Annotated in this window: 20 protein-coding genes; 14 read left to right on the top strand and 6 right to left on the bottom strand. The window is 57.5% G+C overall.

Going from position 1 to position 16,869, the window contains the following annotated elements:
• Positions 1–157 precede the first annotated feature (157 nt).
• Genes dxs through MWR57_RS08450 form a run of 3 tightly spaced genes read right to left on the bottom strand, consistent with a single transcriptional unit; the run spans position 158 to position 3,266 of the window.
• Positions 158–2,050, bottom strand: coding sequence for a 1-deoxy-D-xylulose-5-phosphate synthase (gene dxs, locus MWR57_RS08440; protein WP_423124368.1), 1,893 nt, complete (start codon positions 2,048–2,050; stop codon positions 158–160).
• A 38-nt stretch (positions 2,051–2,088) separates the two neighbouring features.
• Positions 2,089–2,979, bottom strand: a complete 891-nt coding sequence (locus tag MWR57_RS08445) for a polyprenyl synthetase family protein (RefSeq protein ID WP_423124369.1) — start codon at positions 2,977–2,979, stop codon at positions 2,089–2,091.
• Positions 2,980–3,017: 38 nt separating this feature from the next.
• Positions 3,018–3,266: an exodeoxyribonuclease VII small subunit gene (locus tag MWR57_RS08450; RefSeq protein WP_423124370.1), complete on the bottom strand. Its 249-nt coding sequence runs from the start codon at positions 3,264–3,266 to the stop codon at positions 3,018–3,020.
• A gap of 191 nt (positions 3,267–3,457) precedes the next feature.
• On the opposite strand from MWR57_RS08450, the gene xerA reads away from it, so the two are divergent.
• From xerA to MWR57_RS08480, 6 genes are all read left to right on the top strand, one after another.
• The gene (gene xerA, locus MWR57_RS08455; protein ID WP_423124371.1) at positions 3,458–4,372 is read left to right on the top strand and encodes a site-specific tyrosine recombinase/integron integrase; all 915 of its coding nucleotides are present in this window, start codon (positions 3,458–3,460) and stop codon (positions 4,370–4,372) included.
• Between the two features lie 119 nt (positions 4,373–4,491).
• Positions 4,492–5,079 (top strand): ATP-dependent protease subunit HslV, encoded by a 588-nt coding sequence (gene hslV / locus MWR57_RS08460; RefSeq protein WP_479723960.1) that lies wholly within the window; start codon positions 4,492–4,494, stop codon positions 5,077–5,079.
• Positions 5,080–5,096: 17 nt separating this feature from the next.
• On the top strand, positions 5,097–6,488 hold the full coding sequence (gene hslU, locus MWR57_RS08465) for an ATP-dependent protease ATPase subunit HslU (RefSeq protein ID WP_479723961.1): 1,392 nt from the start codon (positions 5,097–5,099) through the stop codon (positions 6,486–6,488).
• Between the two features lie 39 nt (positions 6,489–6,527).
• A complete protein-coding gene (locus tag MWR57_RS08470; RefSeq protein WP_423124373.1) occupies positions 6,528–7,046 on the top strand; it encodes a zinc ribbon-containing (seleno)protein DG in 519 nt (172 codons plus the stop codon).
• Between the two features lie 65 nt (positions 7,047–7,111).
• On the top strand, positions 7,112–7,444 hold the full coding sequence (locus MWR57_RS08475) for a type II toxin-antitoxin system RelE/ParE family toxin (protein ID WP_423124374.1): 333 nt from the start codon (positions 7,112–7,114) through the stop codon (positions 7,442–7,444).
• Complete coding sequence (locus MWR57_RS08480; protein WP_423124375.1) at positions 7,441–7,722, top strand: helix-turn-helix domain-containing protein; 282 nt, start codon at positions 7,441–7,443, stop codon at positions 7,720–7,722. Before MWR57_RS08475 ends, MWR57_RS08480 begins: the two co-directional genes overlap by 4 nt.
• 48 nt (positions 7,723–7,770) lie before the next feature.
• Here MWR57_RS08480 and MWR57_RS08485 read toward each other — a convergent pair whose 3' ends face one another.
• Together MWR57_RS08485 and MWR57_RS08490 are read right to left on the bottom strand one after the other, a co-directional pair.
• Complete coding sequence (locus tag MWR57_RS08485; RefSeq protein ID WP_423124376.1) at positions 7,771–8,472, bottom strand: class I SAM-dependent methyltransferase; 702 nt, start codon at positions 8,470–8,472, stop codon at positions 7,771–7,773.
• A gap of 2 nt (positions 8,473–8,474) precedes the next feature.
• Positions 8,475–9,239 (bottom strand): ATP-binding protein, encoded by a 765-nt coding sequence (locus MWR57_RS08490; RefSeq protein WP_423124377.1) that lies wholly within the window; start codon positions 9,237–9,239, stop codon positions 8,475–8,477.
• Positions 9,240–9,423: 184 nt separating this feature from the next.
• Here MWR57_RS08490 and MWR57_RS08495 point away from each other — a divergent pair, with 184 nt between their 5' ends.
• The 4 genes from MWR57_RS08495 to MWR57_RS08510 all read left to right on the top strand — a co-directional run bounded on the left by MWR57_RS08495 (position 9,424) and on the right by MWR57_RS08510 (position 12,588).
• Positions 9,424–10,590 carry an exo-beta-N-acetylmuramidase NamZ family protein gene (locus MWR57_RS08495; RefSeq protein ID WP_423124378.1) on the top strand — a complete coding sequence of 389 codons (1,167 nt, stop codon included), beginning with the start codon at positions 9,424–9,426 and terminating at the stop codon, positions 10,588–10,590.
• Between the two features lie 174 nt (positions 10,591–10,764).
• Positions 10,765–11,484 carry an arginyltransferase gene (locus tag MWR57_RS08500; protein WP_423124379.1) on the top strand — a complete coding sequence of 240 codons (720 nt, stop codon included), beginning with the start codon at positions 10,765–10,767 and terminating at the stop codon, positions 11,482–11,484.
• A gap of 25 nt (positions 11,485–11,509) precedes the next feature.
• Positions 11,510–12,274 carry a transcriptional repressor gene (locus MWR57_RS08505; protein ID WP_423124380.1) on the top strand — a complete coding sequence of 255 codons (765 nt, stop codon included), beginning with the start codon at positions 11,510–11,512 and terminating at the stop codon, positions 12,272–12,274.
• Between the two features lie 128 nt (positions 12,275–12,402).
• On the top strand, positions 12,403–12,588 hold the full coding sequence (locus tag MWR57_RS08510) for a hypothetical protein (protein WP_423124381.1): 186 nt from the start codon (positions 12,403–12,405) through the stop codon (positions 12,586–12,588).
• Positions 12,589–12,673: 85 nt separating this feature from the next.
• Here the strand turns inward: MWR57_RS08510 and MWR57_RS08515 are convergent, their stop codons facing one another.
• Positions 12,674–12,796 (bottom strand): hypothetical protein, encoded by a 123-nt coding sequence (locus MWR57_RS08515; RefSeq protein ID WP_423124382.1) that lies wholly within the window; start codon positions 12,794–12,796, stop codon positions 12,674–12,676.
• Here MWR57_RS08515 and MWR57_RS08520 point away from each other — a divergent pair.
• From MWR57_RS08520 to MWR57_RS08535, 4 genes are all read left to right on the top strand, one after another.
• Positions 12,795–13,214 carry an Hsp20/alpha crystallin family protein gene (locus MWR57_RS08520; RefSeq protein ID WP_423124383.1) on the top strand — a complete coding sequence of 140 codons (420 nt, stop codon included), beginning with the start codon at positions 12,795–12,797 and terminating at the stop codon, positions 13,212–13,214. The genes MWR57_RS08515 and MWR57_RS08520 overlap by 2 nt on opposite strands.
• 58 nt (positions 13,215–13,272) lie before the next feature.
• Positions 13,273–15,666 (top strand): endopeptidase La, encoded by a 2,394-nt coding sequence (lon, locus tag MWR57_RS08525; RefSeq protein WP_423124384.1) that lies wholly within the window; start codon positions 13,273–13,275, stop codon positions 15,664–15,666.
• A gap of 191 nt (positions 15,667–15,857) precedes the next feature.
• Positions 15,858–16,046 carry a hypothetical protein gene (locus MWR57_RS08530; protein WP_423124385.1) on the top strand — a complete coding sequence of 63 codons (189 nt, stop codon included), beginning with the start codon at positions 15,858–15,860 and terminating at the stop codon, positions 16,044–16,046.
• Between the two features lie 225 nt (positions 16,047–16,271).
• Positions 16,272–16,760 carry a hypothetical protein gene (locus MWR57_RS08535; RefSeq protein ID WP_423124386.1) on the top strand — a complete coding sequence of 163 codons (489 nt, stop codon included), beginning with the start codon at positions 16,272–16,274 and terminating at the stop codon, positions 16,758–16,760.
• Positions 16,761–16,869: the final 109 nt, after the last annotated feature.

The following is a 16,869-nucleotide window of genomic DNA, read 5'->3' on the forward strand; positions in this document are numbered from 1 at the left end:
CTGACGAATATTTCGAAACGCTGGACGATGCCGATTAAAAACTGGAAATCGGCGCTGAATCAGTTCAGCATCATGTTTGAAGACAGGCTGCCGGAATTTTGATCACAAAAACCATTTACACAAAATTCTTTACACACCCGCTTTATCCGGTATAGGCCTAGCAGTCTTTTCCGCAGAGGGCAAGGGCCTCGACAATGATCGCCGGTCCATCGATATTGCCCTTGCTGCGGAGCTGGGCCTGGGTGCCGTGCTCCATGAATTTATCCGGTAAACCCAAGACCTTCGTCCGGACGGTCCAGAGATTTTTCTGGGCAAAGAGTTCCAGAATGGCGCTGCCAAACCCACCCTTCTTGACGTTGTCCTCAATGGTTACCACCTTGCCGGTCCGATTGGCCCACTCGCAGATCAGCGCATCGTCCAGGGGCCTGACAAAGCGCGGGTTGATCACCGCCGCTTCAATCCCAAGTTTTTTGAGACCTGCTGCCGCCTCCAGCGCGGCAGGAACCCTGTTGCCGATGGGGAGCAACAGAATATCCGCTCCTTGACGGAGAAGCTCGCCTGTTCCCAAAGGGATGCGTTGCAGCGCTTCGTCCATGGCAACGCCTTCCCCGTTTCCCCGAGGATAGCGGACTGCCGCGGGGCCGGGGTGCAGAATGGCGGTGTGGAGCATGTGGCGCAGCTCATTCTCATCCTTGGGGGCCATGATCACCAGATTGGGGATGAAGCGCAGGAAGGAAAGGTCGAACACCCCATGGTGGGTCGGACCGTCGTCCCCGACCAGGCCGCCCCGGTCAATGGCCAGGGTAACTGGCAGGTTGGGCAGGCAGACATCGTGGATAATCTGGTCAAGCGCTCGCTGGAAAAAGGTGGAGTAGATCGCCACCACCGGCAGCAATCCTTCCGTGGCCATGCCTGCCGCATAGGTAACAGCATGCTGTTCCGCGATGCCCACATCAAAAAAACGTTCGGGAAACCGCTGGGAAAAATCGTTTAAGCCGGTGCCCACGGGCATGGCCGCGGTGATGGCGACCACGCGCGGGTCTTGCTCCGCGATCCGCACCAGGGTTTCGCCAAAGACCTTGGTGTAGCTGGGCGGGGCCGGAGGGGAAGGGACGGGCAGGCCGGTTTCGATGCAAAATGGGCCGACCCCGTGAAAATCGCCCGGGTTTTTCTCCGCCGGCTCGTAGCCCTTGCCCTTGGTGGTCAGCACATGGATGAGCGTGGGGCCGGTGCTGAAATCGCGGACATTGCGCAGCGCCTCAATGAGGTTTTCCAGCTTGTGGCCGGGCAGGGGGCCGATGTATTCAAACTTGAGGGCCTCGAAGAGCATGCCGGGGGTAAAAAATCCCTTGAGGCTTTCCTCGCTTTTCTTGAGCACCGAGAGGATGTTTTCCCCCACGTTGGAGAAGGATTTGAGGAAATGCTCCATCTCCTTTTTGACCCGCACCGCTGTCTTGCTGGTTAGTTTTCTGCTTAAAAAACTGGAAAGCGCGCCCACATTGGGGGAGATGGACATCTCGTTGTCATTGAGGATGACGATGAGATCCTTGTGGAGATGCCCGGCCTGATTGAGGGCCTCAAAGGCCATGCCGCCGGTCATGGAGCCGTCGCCGATCACGGCGATGCTCTTGTGTCGGTCGCCCTTCAGATCCTTGGCCGTGGCAATGCCCAGGCTGGCCGAGATCGAGGTGCTGCTGTGGCCGGTATCAAAGGCGTCATACGCGCTTTCCGCCCTCTTGGGAAAACCGCTGATTCCCTGGTACTGGCGCAGGGTGTGGAATTGCCCGCGGCGGCCGGTGATCAGCTTGTGGGCATAGCTCTGATGGCCCACGTCCCAGACGACCTTGTCCTCCGGGGTATCGAAAACATAATGGATGGCCAGGGTGAGTTCGACCACGCCCAGGCAGGGAGCCAGGTGTCCGCCGGTCTGGGAAACGGTCTGGATGATCGTCTCTCTGATCTCCGCGGCCAGTGTTTCGAGTTGCTCCACGGAGAGCTTTTTGAGGTCGGCCGGGGAATTGATGGTGTCCAGCAAGGGGGTATGGCTCATGTGGCCTTTTCCTCCGGGGTACCCTGGCGGGTGTCCGGTTAGTTGTTTCGTTCGTAGATATACCGGGCAATGGCGCGGAGCGGCTCGGCTTTGGCGTCAAAAATCTCCAGGGCGGTTACGGCCGCATCAACAGCTTCCTTGGCCATGACCTTTGTTTTGGCAACACCGAAAAAGGCTGGGTAGGTCGCCTTGTTCCGTTGGGCGTCGGCTCCGGCGGTCTTGCCGAGATCTGCCGTGGTTCCTTCGACATCCAGCAGGTCGTCGACTATCTGGAAGGCAAGGCCGATCTGCGCGCCGTATCGGCTCAAGGCGGCAAACTGATTCTCGTCACCCTTGCCGAAGATGGCCCCGGCCTGCACCGAGGCGGTAATAAGGGCGCCGGTTTTGTAACCATGGATCAGCCGCAGATGCTCGAAGTCGATTGCCTGGCCTTCGGCGGCAAGGTCCAGGGACTGGCCGCCCACCATGCCCACTGGGCCGATGGCCTTGGCGATGGTGTTGATCATCGTAAGCTGTGCCTGCGGGGAGATCCCCTGGAGGGCATCGGGATGACTCAGTAGCTCAAAGGCGAAACTGAGCAGCCCGTCTCCGGCCAGAATGGCTGCCGCTTCGCCGAACACCACATGGCAGGTTGGTTTGCCGCGCCGGAGGTCATCGTCGTCCATGGCCGGCAGATCGTCATGGATCAGGGAATAGGTATGGATGCATTCCAGGGCGCAGGCAACGGGCAACAGAGGGGCGGTGGCGGCGTGCAGGGCCTCTGCCGCGGCCAGGGCCAGGATGGGACGGATTCTCTTGCCCCCGGCGAAAAGGCTGTAACGCATGGCCTGTATATGATTGGCCAGCACCCCCTCTTCAGGCAGCATATAGCGCGCCAGGGCCTGTTCGACAACCGCGCATTGTTGCGTTAGATATTTTTTAACGTCCATGGCTGGGAAATTTCCGTGGGTTGCAAGCGAGACAGGGGCTAGGCGTCGTCTTCATCGGCAGCCGTGCCGGAAGCAGTAAAGGGAACGCTGATGAGTTTGCCGTCTTTTTTCAACAGGAGATCGACTTTCTGCTGCGCTTCTTCCAGTTTGTGGTTGCACAGCTCGGCCAGTTTGATTCCCTCGTCGAATTTTTTCAGGGATTTTTCCAGGCTCAGGTCGCCGTTTTCCAGTTCCCGGGTGATCTGTTCCAGCGACTCCAGGGCTTCTTCAAAAGATTTTTTGGACATGATCCCTCCCGAGGTTTCTTGCCAAAAGAATGCTCCTCGTCTGACGGCAACTATGAATGTAATCTTCTAAAATAAATGAAGTTGCGGTTCTGGGCAATGTCTTTCCAAAAAAACATGAGTATGGTAGGTTGGCTGGGCATCGTATGCTCATGTTCGGCCGGTATAAAACGCTTTTTTGAAGAAAAACCTCCATGCCATATTCCTTGCAGGATCTGCTCCCTCAATTCAGCCGCTGGCTTTCCGTGGAAAAGGGCTATTCTCCCAAGACCGTTGAGAGCTATGGGCGCGATCTTGCCGAATTTGCATCGTTTATTGGTTCAGATCAGGATGTGCGCCGGATCGAGCCCCACACCGTCCGCTCCTATGTCTATGCCCTCAACGGCAAAAACAAGGGCACTTCCGTGGCCAGGAAGCTTTCCGCCCTGCGCACCTTTTTTCGCCATCTCCTCCGCGAGAAGATTATCACCCACGATCCTGTCGCGCCCATCGCCACGCCGAAACTGGAAAAGCACATGCCTGTTTTTCTCACGGTGGACGAGGTTTTCACCCTCATGGAGATGCCGGGCGATCAGGATGCCTTTGCCTTTCGGGACCGGGCGATTCTGGAGATCCTCTATTCCACCGGGGTGCGGGTTGCCGAACTTGCGTCCCTTGATCTGGAGCGCCTTGACTCGGAAGAGGGAATGCTTAGGGTTACCGGCAAGGGCAACCGGGAACGGTTGGTGCCGGTGGGCACTCCCGCCCTGGAAGCACTGAGCCGATATCTGCCCCAGCGAACCTTGCTTATCCGCGAACGGATCGGTCGCGGGGATCCGCCGGAAAACAAGGCGGTTTTTCTGAACCACCGGGGGCTGCGGCTCACCACCCGCAGCATCGAGCGGCTGGTGAAATTTTATGCCCTGCGGGCCGGGATCGCCGCCCGGGTAACGCCCCATGCCCTGCGCCATTCCTTTGCCACCCATTTGTTGGAAATGGGGGCGGATCTGCGCACGGTGCAGGAATTGCTGGGCCATGTCAGCCTGTCAACCACCCAGCGGTACACCCATCTGAACATGGATCATCTGAACGAGGTCTATGACCGGGCCCATCCCAAGGCGCGAATGTAAGTAACGGTCCAGCACCACCACATCTGCTTTGTCATCGGCCTGCTCATGTGCAATAGCACACTTCGCAGGCCTCTTCCTCGCATCTGTGGCACTGCTGAACCGTTCCTGTTACAGGCGGAATGTTACAAGGAAGGCATCAACATTATCTCCATCAGGAGGAGCAAACTGTGAAAATCAGATCGACCACAATCATTGCCGTCCGGCACAAGGGTGAAGTGGCCCTGGCCGGGGACGGCCAGGTCTCGTTGGGCAATACCATCATGAAGCATGAGGCGCGTAAGGTGCGCCGCCTGTATGAAGGCAAGGTCATCACCGGCTTTGCCGGGGCCACGGCCGATGCCTTTACCCTGTTTGACCGGCTGGAGCAGAAGCTTGAGCAGTATGACGGCAATCTGATGCGGGCGGCGGTGGAGCTGGCCAAGGATTGGCGCACGGACAAGATGCTTCGCAAGCTGGAGGCCTTTCTGGTGGCGGTGGACAAGCACCACTCCCTGCTCCTCTCCGGCACCGGCGACGTGATCGAGCCGGACGATGGCATCCTGGCCATCGGTTCGGGCGGGCCATACGCCCAGGCCGCGGCCAAGGGTCTGGTGGCGCACAGCGAGCTTTCCGCCGAGGAGATCTGCCGGGAGGCGATGCGGATTGCCGCCTCCATCTGCGTCTTTACCAATGACCGTATTGTTGTAGAAAAGATGGCGGCTGAATAAAAAAGGAAGATTTTAAGATGGAACCCATGAACACCCTGACCCCCAGGCAGACCGTGGCCGAACTGGACCGCTACATCATCGGCCAGGACGCAGCCAAGAAATCCGTGGCCATTGCCCTGCGCAACCGCTGGCGGCGCCAGCAGGTGCCTCTACCCCTGCGCGAGGAGATTGCGCCCAAAAACATCATCATGATCGGTCCCACCGGGGTCGGCAAGACCGAGATTGCCCGCCGGTTGGCCAGCCTGGCCCAATCGCCCTTTCTCAAGGTGGAGGCCTCCAAGTTCACGGAGGTGGGCTATGTGGGCAGGGATGTGGAGTCCATGATCCGCGATCTGCTCGACCTGGCCATCAACATGGTGCGCGAGGAAGCGCGGGAGCAGGTGACGCAGAAAGCGGCGGAGCAGGCCCAGGAGCGGATGCTCGACCTGCTGGTGCCGCCACGGCCGGCCCCCTTGGGCCAGGTCACGCCCATGGCGGAAAGAAGCGAAGATGGCGGTCGGGCAGGGGAGCCGGTTGATTCCACCAGGGAAAAGTTCCGGCAGATGCTTAAAGACGGCAAGCTCGACGAGCGGCAGGTGGAGATGGAGATTGACCAGGCCTCACCAATGCCCATGATCGAGATTCTTTCCCACGGGGGCAGCGGGCTGGACGACATGGAATCCGGGCTCAAGGATGTGTTCGGCAAGATGTTTCCCAAGAAAACCCAGCGTCAGCAGATGCCGGTGAAAGACGCCATGGAGGTGCTCAAGAAACGGGAGGCCGAACGGCTGATCGACATGGCGAGCGTTACCAAGCTGGCCATCCAGCGCACCGAGCAGTCCGGGATCATCTTTCTCGATGAGATCGACAAGATCGCCTCGCGGCAGGGCGGTTCAGGCCATGGACCCGAGGTCTCCCGCGAGGGCGTGCAGCGCGACCTGCTGCCCATTGTCGAAGGCTCCACCGTGACCACCAAGCACGGGATGGTCAAAACCGACCATATCCTTTTCATCGCCAGCGGCGCCTTCCATCTCTGCAAGCCCTCGGATCTGGTGCCGGAGTTGCAGGGGCGCTTCCCCATCCGGGTTGAACTCAATGCCTTGGGGGAGGAGGAATTCTACCGGATTCTCACCGAGCCGCAGAACGCCCTGATCAAACAGTACATCGCCCTCATGGCCACCGAAGGGATCGCCCTGGAGTTTGCCGAGGACGCCATCCGGGGTATGGCCAGAATCGCCGCCACGGTGAACCGGAAAACCGAGAATATCGGGGCCCGGCGGCTGCATACCATCATGGAGCGGCTGCTGGAGGAACTCTCCTTTGACGCCACCGATCGGGAGGAGAAAAAATTTCTCGTTACCGCCGAGTATGTGAAAAAGCAGTTGCAGGATATTTCGGAAGACGAGGATCTGAGCAGGTTTATTTTATAGCTGTCCGCTGACAGCTTATAGCTTTTAGGGGCGACCAAGATGATTGAACACGATTTGAAATACTGCCCGAAATGCCGGGACGAGTACCGGGCGGAAGCGGAAACCTGCGCGACCTGCACCATTGCCCTTGTCTGGGGGGCGGAGCTGGTTGTCATGGAAAGCAATAATGGCGCTTCCCGGCGGAACCGGAAAGGACCGTTGACCCCGGATGACCAACTGGTCGTTGTTTTTCAGGGTGCGCTTGGTGATCTCAAGCACCTCAAGGATCTGCTGGAGGCGGAACAGATCGGCGCCATGATCAGCAAGGAGGGCGGGGGGTGCGCCAGCGGCGGTTGCGCGCCTAAGTTTGAACTCCAGGTCAGGCAGGAAGAGGTGCGGGATGCCTTGGAGGTGCTTGCCCAAGAACATCGCCGGGCAACCGCCCTGGCCGAGCACGACGCCACCCATGCCGGAGCGGTTTTTAACCCCGAGGCTGGGGAGGCGGTATGTCCGGCCTGCGGCTTTGCTTTTGCCACCACCACCACAACCTGCCCGGATTGCGGGCTCTGTTTCGGGTGAATTGAAAGGGGCGAGAAGAACCAAAAATGTTGTCTTTTTATATCCGTTTCAGTATAATATAATTTATGAATAAGCCATTGTGCTTTCTTGGCGACTCGCTCAAATGCCTGCGGGGTTTTCCTGAAGATGCCAGGCAGGATGCTGGGTACCAACTGGACAAGGTGCAACATGGCGAGCAACCGGACGATTTCAAGCCAATGCCATCCATCGGCAGGGGTGCCGAGGAAATCCGGGTGCGGGATGACTCGGGAGCCTATCGGGTAATCTACACCGCCAAGCTTGCGGATGCGGTCTATGTGCTACATGCCTTTCAGAAAAAGACCCAGGCCACGGCGAAGCGCGACATCGACCTCGCCAGGGCGCGATATTCCGAGCTGAACAGGAGGGATACGAAATGACCAAGATGGAAAGCTATAACAGTGTCTGGGACGCCATTGCCGACACGCCGGAACAGGCGGCCAATCTGCGGACCAGGGCGGAGTTGATGCGGCAGATCGCAGGGATTATCAAGGAGAACGGTTGGAAGCAGGCCGAGGCCGCGACCCGTTGCGGCGTGACCCAGCCTCGGATGAACGACCTTCTGCGGGGCCGTGTTTCGCGGTTCTCTCTCGACGCCCTGGTCAACCTCGCCACGGCCCTTGGCCGCCGGGTTCATCTTGAACTGGAAGCCGCCTGATTCTCCATGTGACCTGCCCGGATTGCGGGCTCTGCTTCGGCTGAGGAATTATGTGGGCAGATTTGTGCAGCCCTTACCCTTTTGCCCGGAAAAAACAGCGAAGCGGTGGTTTTGGTACCAGCAGTGCACCGAACTGAACCCTGCCTGCTGCAACCATTCCAACTGAGAGCTTAGGGGGGCCATTTTGTCCGCCTGCATCCGTTCCAATGCCGCATTGAGGTCGGCCTCGGAGACCCCGAGATCCCGCGCCTGCCGGAGCCAGGTTTCCTGGTACACCTGTTCGATGTCCGGCGTTGGGCCGAGGATCTGATCGGCGTTGATGAATATGCCCCCATCGGGCAAGGCATCATGGATGTTCTTGAACAGCGTGATCTTGTCTGTATCCGGGAGATGATGGATGGAGAGGGCCGAGATCACCACCTCGAATTGTCCCGCAAAGCCATTGGCATAATCCCCAGCGACAAATTCCAGACGCTCCTCCATCCCGGCAAACCGCTCCCTGGCCTTGCCCAGCATCTCCTGGGAGATGTCCAGCAGGGTGATTTTGGCTTGGGGAAACTTCTTGGCGATAAGGAGCGAGAGCATTCCCGTCCCCGCGCCCAGGTCCAAGACTCGGAAGGTGGCCTGGGGCTGGTGCGGGATCAGCGCCAGCGCCGTGGTGTAAAAATCATCGAAGCAGGGGATAAGTTGTCTGCGGGCTCGGTCGTATGTCTGGGCTCCCTCGTCGAAAACGGTTTTGACCGCAGCCATGCTCATTGTTGCGTCTGACCAAGGACACTGTTGATGAGTTGCCCTGCCGCCTCTTCCACCTCTCCCAAAGCCCCGGTAATCGCCAACCCCGCCCGTTCGGTTTTCCGGATCGCGGCGGAGTCGGGGAAGCAGGCTAGGGGCGGCTCGCCGAGGGCCTGGGCCAGAAAGGCCCGGTCATCGTCATCCGCCACCAGATTGCCCACATAGGAGATGCGGGGGATGCCCGATTCCTCGGCGAGTTTTTTGATCTTCAGCGCGGTGCGCACCCCGGATTTTGAAGGAATCACCACGATCAGCAGATGGTCCACCCCGGCGATGGTGCCGCGGCCCAAGTGTTCCACCCCGGCCTCCATGTCGAGCAGCACTACCTGGGAGGGGGAGAGCAGCAGCTTGGTGAGCATTCGTTTCAGCACGTTGCTTTCCGGGCAGGCGCAGCCGCCCTTGGCGGTCTGGATGGCGCCCAGCACCATGAGCTTGATTCCGTCCTTTTCCACGATGAAGCGGGCCAGCAGATCGTCCACCTGCGGATTGATGTTGTAAAAGGGCGAGCCGTCCACCTTGCCGGAGCGTTCCACCAGCAGATCCTTCATCTCGGCGATGGGGGTGATTTTTTCGTCCTCGGCCAGGCCGAGGCTCTGGGCCATGTGCGGGCTGGGGTCCGCGTCGATGACCAGCACCTCCCTGCCGTGTTTCTGGAGATATTTTGCCAGCATGGCCATGATCGTGGTCTTGCCCACGCCGCCCTTGCCGCTGATTGCAATCTTCATCTCAAAATCCTCTGTAATTCAGTTCATGTTGCACGCCTGTCTCCTTTTTGATGCACGAAGGCTTCAGGTTCGATTATATTCCATTGACTCCCAAGGCTAAGCCTAATCAGCCGAGGGCAAAGTGCAAAGAAAAAAATACCGTCCCTTGCCGGTTATTCCATCCCTAGCCTGAAACAGGAGAACCATGGTTACCCTTGGAATTGAGCATCTTGTAGCGTCCCCCCCTGCCTCTCTTGCCGGCAAACGGCTGGCCCTGCTCTGCAACCAGGCCTCCACCGGCCGGGACCTTCGCCACAGCCGGGATCTGATCATGGCCGCCTTCCCGGGCCAGCTCACCTGCCTGTTCACCCCGCAGCACGGGTTTTTCGCGGAAAAGCAGGACAATATGATCGAGTCGGCCCATATGACCGATCCGGTCAGCGGCCTGCCGGTGTTCAGCCTCTACGGCGAGGTGCGGCGGCCCACCGCAGCCATGTACGACCATTTTGATGTGCTGCTCGTGGATATCGTCGATGTGGGCACCAGGGTGTACACCTTTCTCTATACCCTGGCCTACTGCATGGAAGAGGCTGCCCGTCATGGCAAGAAGGTGGTGGTCCTGGACCGGCCCAACCCCGTGGGCGGGGAGGCGGTTGAGGGCAATCTGTTGCAGGATGATTGCCGCTCCTTTGTCGGGCTGTATCCGCTGCCCATGCGCCACGGCCTCACCTTTGGCGAGTTGGCCCGCTTGCTTAATGGCGAGTACGGAATCGGGGCGGATCTTGAGGTTGTTACAATGGACGGCTGGCAGCGGCGGATGTTCTTTACCGATACCGGCTTGCCCTGGGTGTTCCCTTCGCCCAACATGCCGAACCCGACCACGGCCCTGGTCTATCCGGGGCAGGTGATCTTTGAGGGCACCAACATCTCCGAAGGCAGGGGCACCTCCTTGCCCTTTGAGCTGTTCGGCGCTCCGTTTCTTGATTGGCACACGGTTCTGGACAGCATGCAAGTGCCTCTGCCTGGTTGTTTTTTGCGGCCCCTGGCCTTTGAGCCCACGGCCAACAAATGGGCCGGCCAGCCCTGCAAGGGTTTTCAGCTCCATGTCACGGACCCGCAGGCCTTTTTGCCCTATCGCACCTCGCTGGCCCTGTTGCAGGCCTTTATGCGCTGCTATCCGGAGCAGTTTACCCTCAAAGCCCCGCCCTATGAGTACGAATTCGAGCGGACCCCCCTTGATCTGATCTTGGGCGATAGTGCGCTCCGGCATCAACTGGCGGCAGGCGCGGATATCCGGGAGCTTGAGTCGGCTTGGCAACCTGGGATTGGCGGGTTCAGCGAGATGCGGCGAAGATATTTTCTTTACCGATAAGTATTGCTTTATAACAACGGTGCTTCGACAGGCTCAGCACGAACGGATGTTATTAATGTATTGTCTTGATATTCCGTTCGTGCTGAGCCTGTCGAAGCACCTGTTTGCACCAAGTTATAAGTTGTTACGAGTCCAACAATACGAAGCGACCTGCCAGCGTGAGACATGACCTCCGTGGATGTAAGTGATACCAGCCGGTTCATCGCCAAGCTCTCCCCATATTTTGTGGACACCCCGGCGGAGTGCCCGTACACCCTTGACCGCACCGCAGTCTACCACCAGGCGGGTTTCAGCTTTTTGCCCCCGGCCGTGCTGGATGAATTTCTTGCCGCCGGATACCGGCGCAACGGCAACACCATCTATGCCATGCGCTGTCCGGATTGTACGGCCTGTGTGCCCATCCGGCTTGAAACGGCCTTCTTTCGTCCCTCCCGCAACATGCACCGCGTTTGGCAACGGAACCAGGATCTTAAGATCAGCCTTGGGCCGCTGGAGGTGACGCCGGAAAAGCTGCAATTGCTGGACCGCTTTTTAAACAGCCGGTATCCCGGACGGGCAAGCACCGCGCTGGATTATTACAGCGGCTTTTTCGTCAACTCCCTGGTTCCGAGCATGGAGATATCCTTCCGGCTGTCCGGAGAGCTGGTGGGGGGTTCCATTGTCGATCTGGCGGAGCGCAGCCTGAGCGCGGTGTATTTTTATTTTGACCCGGCTTTTGAGAAAAGAAGCCTGGGAACCTTTAATATTCTGTATCTGAACGAGCTTGCCAGGCGCGAGCATTGTGAATATCTTTATCTCGGCTATTGGATAGAGGAGGTTGCGGCCATGGCCTACAAGGCCCGGTTCCGGCCCCATTTCCTGTTGCTGAATGGCGCGTGGGTGCAGGTGGATTGATGTTCGGCGCAAGGAGCAGGTGACAATGTTTGATTTTTTTCGGTCGGTAAAAGGCAAGAGGGCCAAAGACGTTGGTCCGGAAGGACTTGACCCCCAGACCCAGCACCAGCAGGAGCGGGAACAGTTTCAGGAGGTGCTGCAATCCTTCAACGCCTCCCGCATCGAAGAGCGGCTCAAGGTGCTGGATATCTTTCTTTCCGTGGAAGAGCATCTGACCCTGAGCGGGCTGGAAGGGATCATCAGGGAAAAAAGGCCGGAGCTGCTGGACCGGGAATTTCTCAAGGAAACCATGGAGATGTTCTGCCAGTTCGGCTTTGCCCAGAAACAGGTGTTTGAAACCCAGGAACCGGTTTACGAACACCACCATCTCGGCATGCACCACGACCATTTTATCTGCACCCGCTGCGGAAAGATTCAGGAGTTTGCCAACCAGAACCTTGAAAGGCTCCAGCACGAAATCGCCCGTCAGTTCCAGTTCCATCCGCTCCAGCACAAGATGGAGATCTACGGGCTTTGCGCCGCCTGCATGGCGCAGCGGGAACCTGCCCTCTCCCTGCAGTATGCCGCCAATGGCGAGCGGGTGCGGATCGTGACGATTTTGGGCGGCAGGGAAGTGCAGGCCCGGCTCGGTGATATGGGGCTGGCGGTGGGAGCATGTCTTGAGATTGTCAGCAATCATTCCTCCGGGCCCCTCATCGTGGCAAACAAAGGGGCGCGTCTGGCAATCAATGCCGGTCTGGCCCAAAAGATCATGGTGAGTCATGTTTGCCGTCACGGAGAGGAATCATAAGGATTGCCCGGCCGGTTTTTTCCATCCCTTGACATCCACCCTAACCTGTCCCATACTTTTTATACAGTGTGAAGAAGCATGGGCCTGAGGGCCTGGCCGACAGTCTCTCATTTGATAACAGGGAGGGTATGATGAGCAATACGGATAAAAAAGTGTGCCCGGAGTGCAACGGCGAGAAGGTGATTCAGGGAACCTGCGAATGCGACAGCGAGTGGCGGGGGACCAAAACCGGCGATGAGTGGAATGATTGCCAGTGCGTGCCGCAAATGACCTGCCCCTTGTGCAAGGGGATCGGGTTTGTTGAAAGTCTCTAGCAGGATGTTGGAAAAAGCCGTCCTGGCTTTTTTCAACCACGATCGGCCAGAAGTGAATTCTGTTCGATCTCACAATTTCAACGAGTTAGAACTTGTCGAAATTGGCGACCCATCCCTGGATCGCTAGCAGGGCATCGAAAAACGAGTTTTTCAACACCCTGTTAGCCGGGTTGCTTGCCGCGAAAGCGCGGGTAGGAATAAACGCCATGGATCACTCCAAAAAGAAACCCGTCCCAAGCCAGTCCGCCGCAATACCGCGAAACATTCTCCGGCAACGGATGTTTTCCGTGGGGCAGGCGGGAAACTGGTTCCCCGCCGCCGATGTGTATGAAACCGCTTCGGCGCTCATCGTGCACATGGATATCTCCGGCATGGATCCACGGACGCTCTCCGTGGTTGCCGATGGCACCCAGCTCACGGTTTCCGGAGAGCGGGGGTATGAACCGCACGACCTGGTCTCGCGCATTCACCAACTGGAGATTGATCGCGGTTTCTTCGAGCGTTCCATCCCTTTGCCCAAAACGGTTGATGTTTCCGGGGCGGTTTCGGAAAGCAGAAACGGCTTTCTGCTGATTACCCTTCCGTTGCGGCGTAACACGGGAAAGATCAAGATCACCGTTGGCTAAGGGAAACATGCGCCGGACTTTATTTTGCCCGGACAAATAACGCAGCAGGGTGAAAATTATGCGTGAAGACGACAGCAGGCAAGAGACGGAAGATTCCACGAATAAGGCAGGTCATCACGGAAATCCCGCGGATCTGCCGGTCCCGGAGATTCTGCCGGTTCTGCCCCTGCACGGTTTTGTTTTTTTCCCCGGCATGGGCTTTCCGCTGAATATTCTGCATCCGGCCTCACAGAAACTCATAGACGAGGCGACTCTAAAAGACCGGCTGGTTGCCATTGTCAGCCACAAGGAGCCTGCCGAGGAAAAACAGGATCGGGTTGACCCGGAGCAACTGTACCGGATAGGAGTGTTGGGCTATATCCACAAATTGGTCAAGGTCAAGGAGGGCGGCGGGTATCATGTCTTGATCAGCGCCGTTAAAAAACTGGAGCTTGTCGAGTTTGTCCAGAAGGAGCCCTATCTGACCGCCCGGGTCGCCGTCATCCCCATGGAGGTCGAAGAGGACAAGGAGGTCGAGGCCTTGGTTCTCAATCTCCGCACCCAGTTCAAAAAGCTGGCGGAGATGGTTTCGCTGCCAACGGAACTGGTCTCCACCATCGAATCGCTGTCCGATCCTTTTTATATCTCCTATCTGGTGATTTCCCAGCTCAATCTTACGCCGGTGGAGGAGCAGGAAATCCTTGAGATTCAGCCGGGCAAGGCCCTGATGCACCGCACCGCCCGCGAACTCAATAAACGCGTTGAAACGGCGGAGATGAGCCAGGATATCCAGAAAAGCATCAAGGAGGATACGGACCAGAAGCAGCGGGATTTTTTTCTGCGCCAGCAGCTCAACGCCATCCGCAAGGAGCTTGGCGAAGATGAGGAGAATCTCGACCTCAAGGAGCTGCGGGCAAAGTTTGCGCAAACAGAGCTGCCCACTGAGGCCAAAAAAACAGCGGAAAAGGAGCTTGACCGGCTGGCCCGCATCTCGCCCTCCTCGCCGGAATATACGGTTTCCCGCACCTATCTCGACTGGCTCCTTGATCTGCCCTGGCTGACCTCCACCCCCGATTCCCTGGATATCGTCAAGGCGCAGCAGGTGATGGACGAAGACCATTACGGCCTTGCGGAGATCAAGAAACGGATCATCGAGTTTCTGGCGGTGCGCAAGCTCAAGCAGGACATGCACGGCCCGATCCTCTGTTTTGTCGGGCCGCCGGGGGTGGGCAAGACCTCGCTCGGCCAATCCATCGCCCGGTCCATGGGCCGTAAATTCATCCGCATCTCGTTAGGCGGCGTGCGGGACGAGGCGGAGATCCGCGGGCACCGGCGCACCTACATCGGCGCCCTGCCAGGCCGCATCATCCAGAGCCTGCGCAAGGCCGGGGCCAATAACCCGCTCTTCATGCTCGATGAGATCGACAAGCTGGGCATGGATTTTAGGGGCGATCCCTCCTCGGCCCTGTTGGAGGTGCTCGATCCCGAGCAGAACTTCACCTTTGCCGACCATTACATGGAGATACCCTTTGATCTCTCCAAGGTGATGTTCATCACCACGGCCAACCTGCTCGACAACATCCCCGGCCCGCTGCGCGACCGGATGGAGGTCATCGAGCTGTCCGGCTATACCCAGGATGAAAAGCTCAACATTGCCAAGCGGCACCTCCTGCCCAAGCAGTTGGAGGCCCATGCCATCAGCGAGGATGACCTGAAGATGGATGATCAGGCAATCCGGATGGTGATACGCTCCTATACCCGGGAGGCCGGGGTCAGAAACCTGGAACGGAAGCTGGCCGCGATCTGCCGAGGGGTGGCCAAGGAGATTGTCACCGGCAAGACCACCACCACCCTGATCGATGCAACCAATCTTGCCACCTATCTCGGCCCCATCCAGTTTTTCCCGGAGACCAAGGCCCGGTCCTGGGGGCCGGGTCTGGCCACCGGCTTGGCTTGGACCCCGGTGGGCGGCGAGCTGCTGTTCATCGAGGTTGCCAAGATGAAGGGCAAGGGCAATCTCACCATGACCGGTAAGCTGGGTGATGTGATGAAGGAGTCCGCCACTGCCGCGCTGACTTACATCCGCTCCCATGCCAAGGAACTGGGGGTGGACGAAGCAATCTTTGCCAAGATAGACCTGCATATCCACGTGCCCGAGGGTGCCATTCCCAAGGATGGGCCTTCAGCCGGGGTGGCCATGGTCACCGCCCTGACCTCGCTGCTCACCGGACGCACGGTGAGCAAGGACATGGCCATGACCGGCGAGATCACCCTGCGCGGCGATGTGCTGCCGGTGGGCGGGATCAAGGAAAAGGTCTTGGCTGCGGTGCGGGCCGGGATTAAGGAGATTGTTTTGCCTGCGCTCAATGAGAAGGATGTGGTGGAGATACCGGATAATGTGAAAGAGGATGTTCGGTTCCATCTGGTGCAGGATATTAAGGAGGCGCTTGGTTTGCTGCTGGCTAAGGAGTGACGGGGTTAGCGGCCCTTCGACAGGCTCAGGGCGAACGAAGATTATCTTGATGTATTGATATTCCGTTCGTGCTGAGCCTGTCGAAGCACCTTGGCCGTTTCCCATTCGACATCGCGGCGTGGTCCGGTATTATTGGGAATATTCAAGCTGGCAACAAAACCCGGAAGAGGCAACTAGGCGAGGCACATGCCATGCAAACGGCGAAACAAGAGGTGGAGGAGTTGTTGAAGCAGCTCCCCGATGACAGCACCCATGAGGATATTCAGTATCATCTCTACGTGCTTGAAAAAATCCGAAAAGGCCAGGACGACATCAATCAGGGAAGAACCAGCGGTCACTCCGAGGCCAAAGAACGGTTGAAGAAATGGCTGGGGCACTGATCTGGTCGGTCAACAACGTTCTCCCTAGCGCCTATGTAATTTTCGTTAGACCGGGTTAATGTTTTAAGTACGTCCCCGTTGACATCCTGACTCTCAAAAGATCCCAGCAAAAAAAAATATTTCATCAGAAGAGACTGCGACCAAATGGTTCTACTCTCACATTACACTACTCGTGCTGGCTTAGAGGGTATTGCAAAGACAAAAACCTTTTGGGCGACGAACTTCTTGAGTCTCAACGACACATCAGAGTTCTTTTACGGCTGGCATCAACTCATTAAAACAGCACTTGAAATGGCGATGGGGCTAATACCGGATGAAAAAAAACCGGCAGGGTACGACATTGGAACCCTTATCGAAAATGCAACGAGTCAATTCAAGGAGTCCTTTCATTCAACGGACGGCTACGGTCACCTATATGTAACCTCCTTCGCACGTGCAAAAACTGAAGATCACAACGAAAGAGGTATCCGGACCTTGTGGGAGCTATACAACAGCCACAAAGGGTACTGTCTACAGTTTGAAGAGGAAGATGTGCGAAGAATGTTAGAATTGGACTCGCAGACATCGAATTACGAATGGCGTGGGATGGCTGAAGTCAAATACGGCATCGATAGGGGTGAACAGGATTTTCGTAAACTGTGCTTTCAACTTTCACAACAATTTTTGCTTCAGGTCATCCGCGCTAGCAGGATGTTGAAAAAGAGTCTTCACTGAAGGCGTTCTTGCCGTCAGCCCTGATTTTCAAATTGTTCTTTGAAACTTTGCACCCACCCTGTGGGAGATTCTGCCATATTTCGATGCACTTTTCTTCATTTCAGGGGAA

Source organism: Hydrosulfovibrio ferrireducens (assembly GCF_046883345.1).
Classification (GTDB): Bacteria; Desulfobacterota; Desulfobulbia; order Desulfobulbales; family Desulfurivibrionaceae; genus Thiovibrio; species Thiovibrio ferrireducens.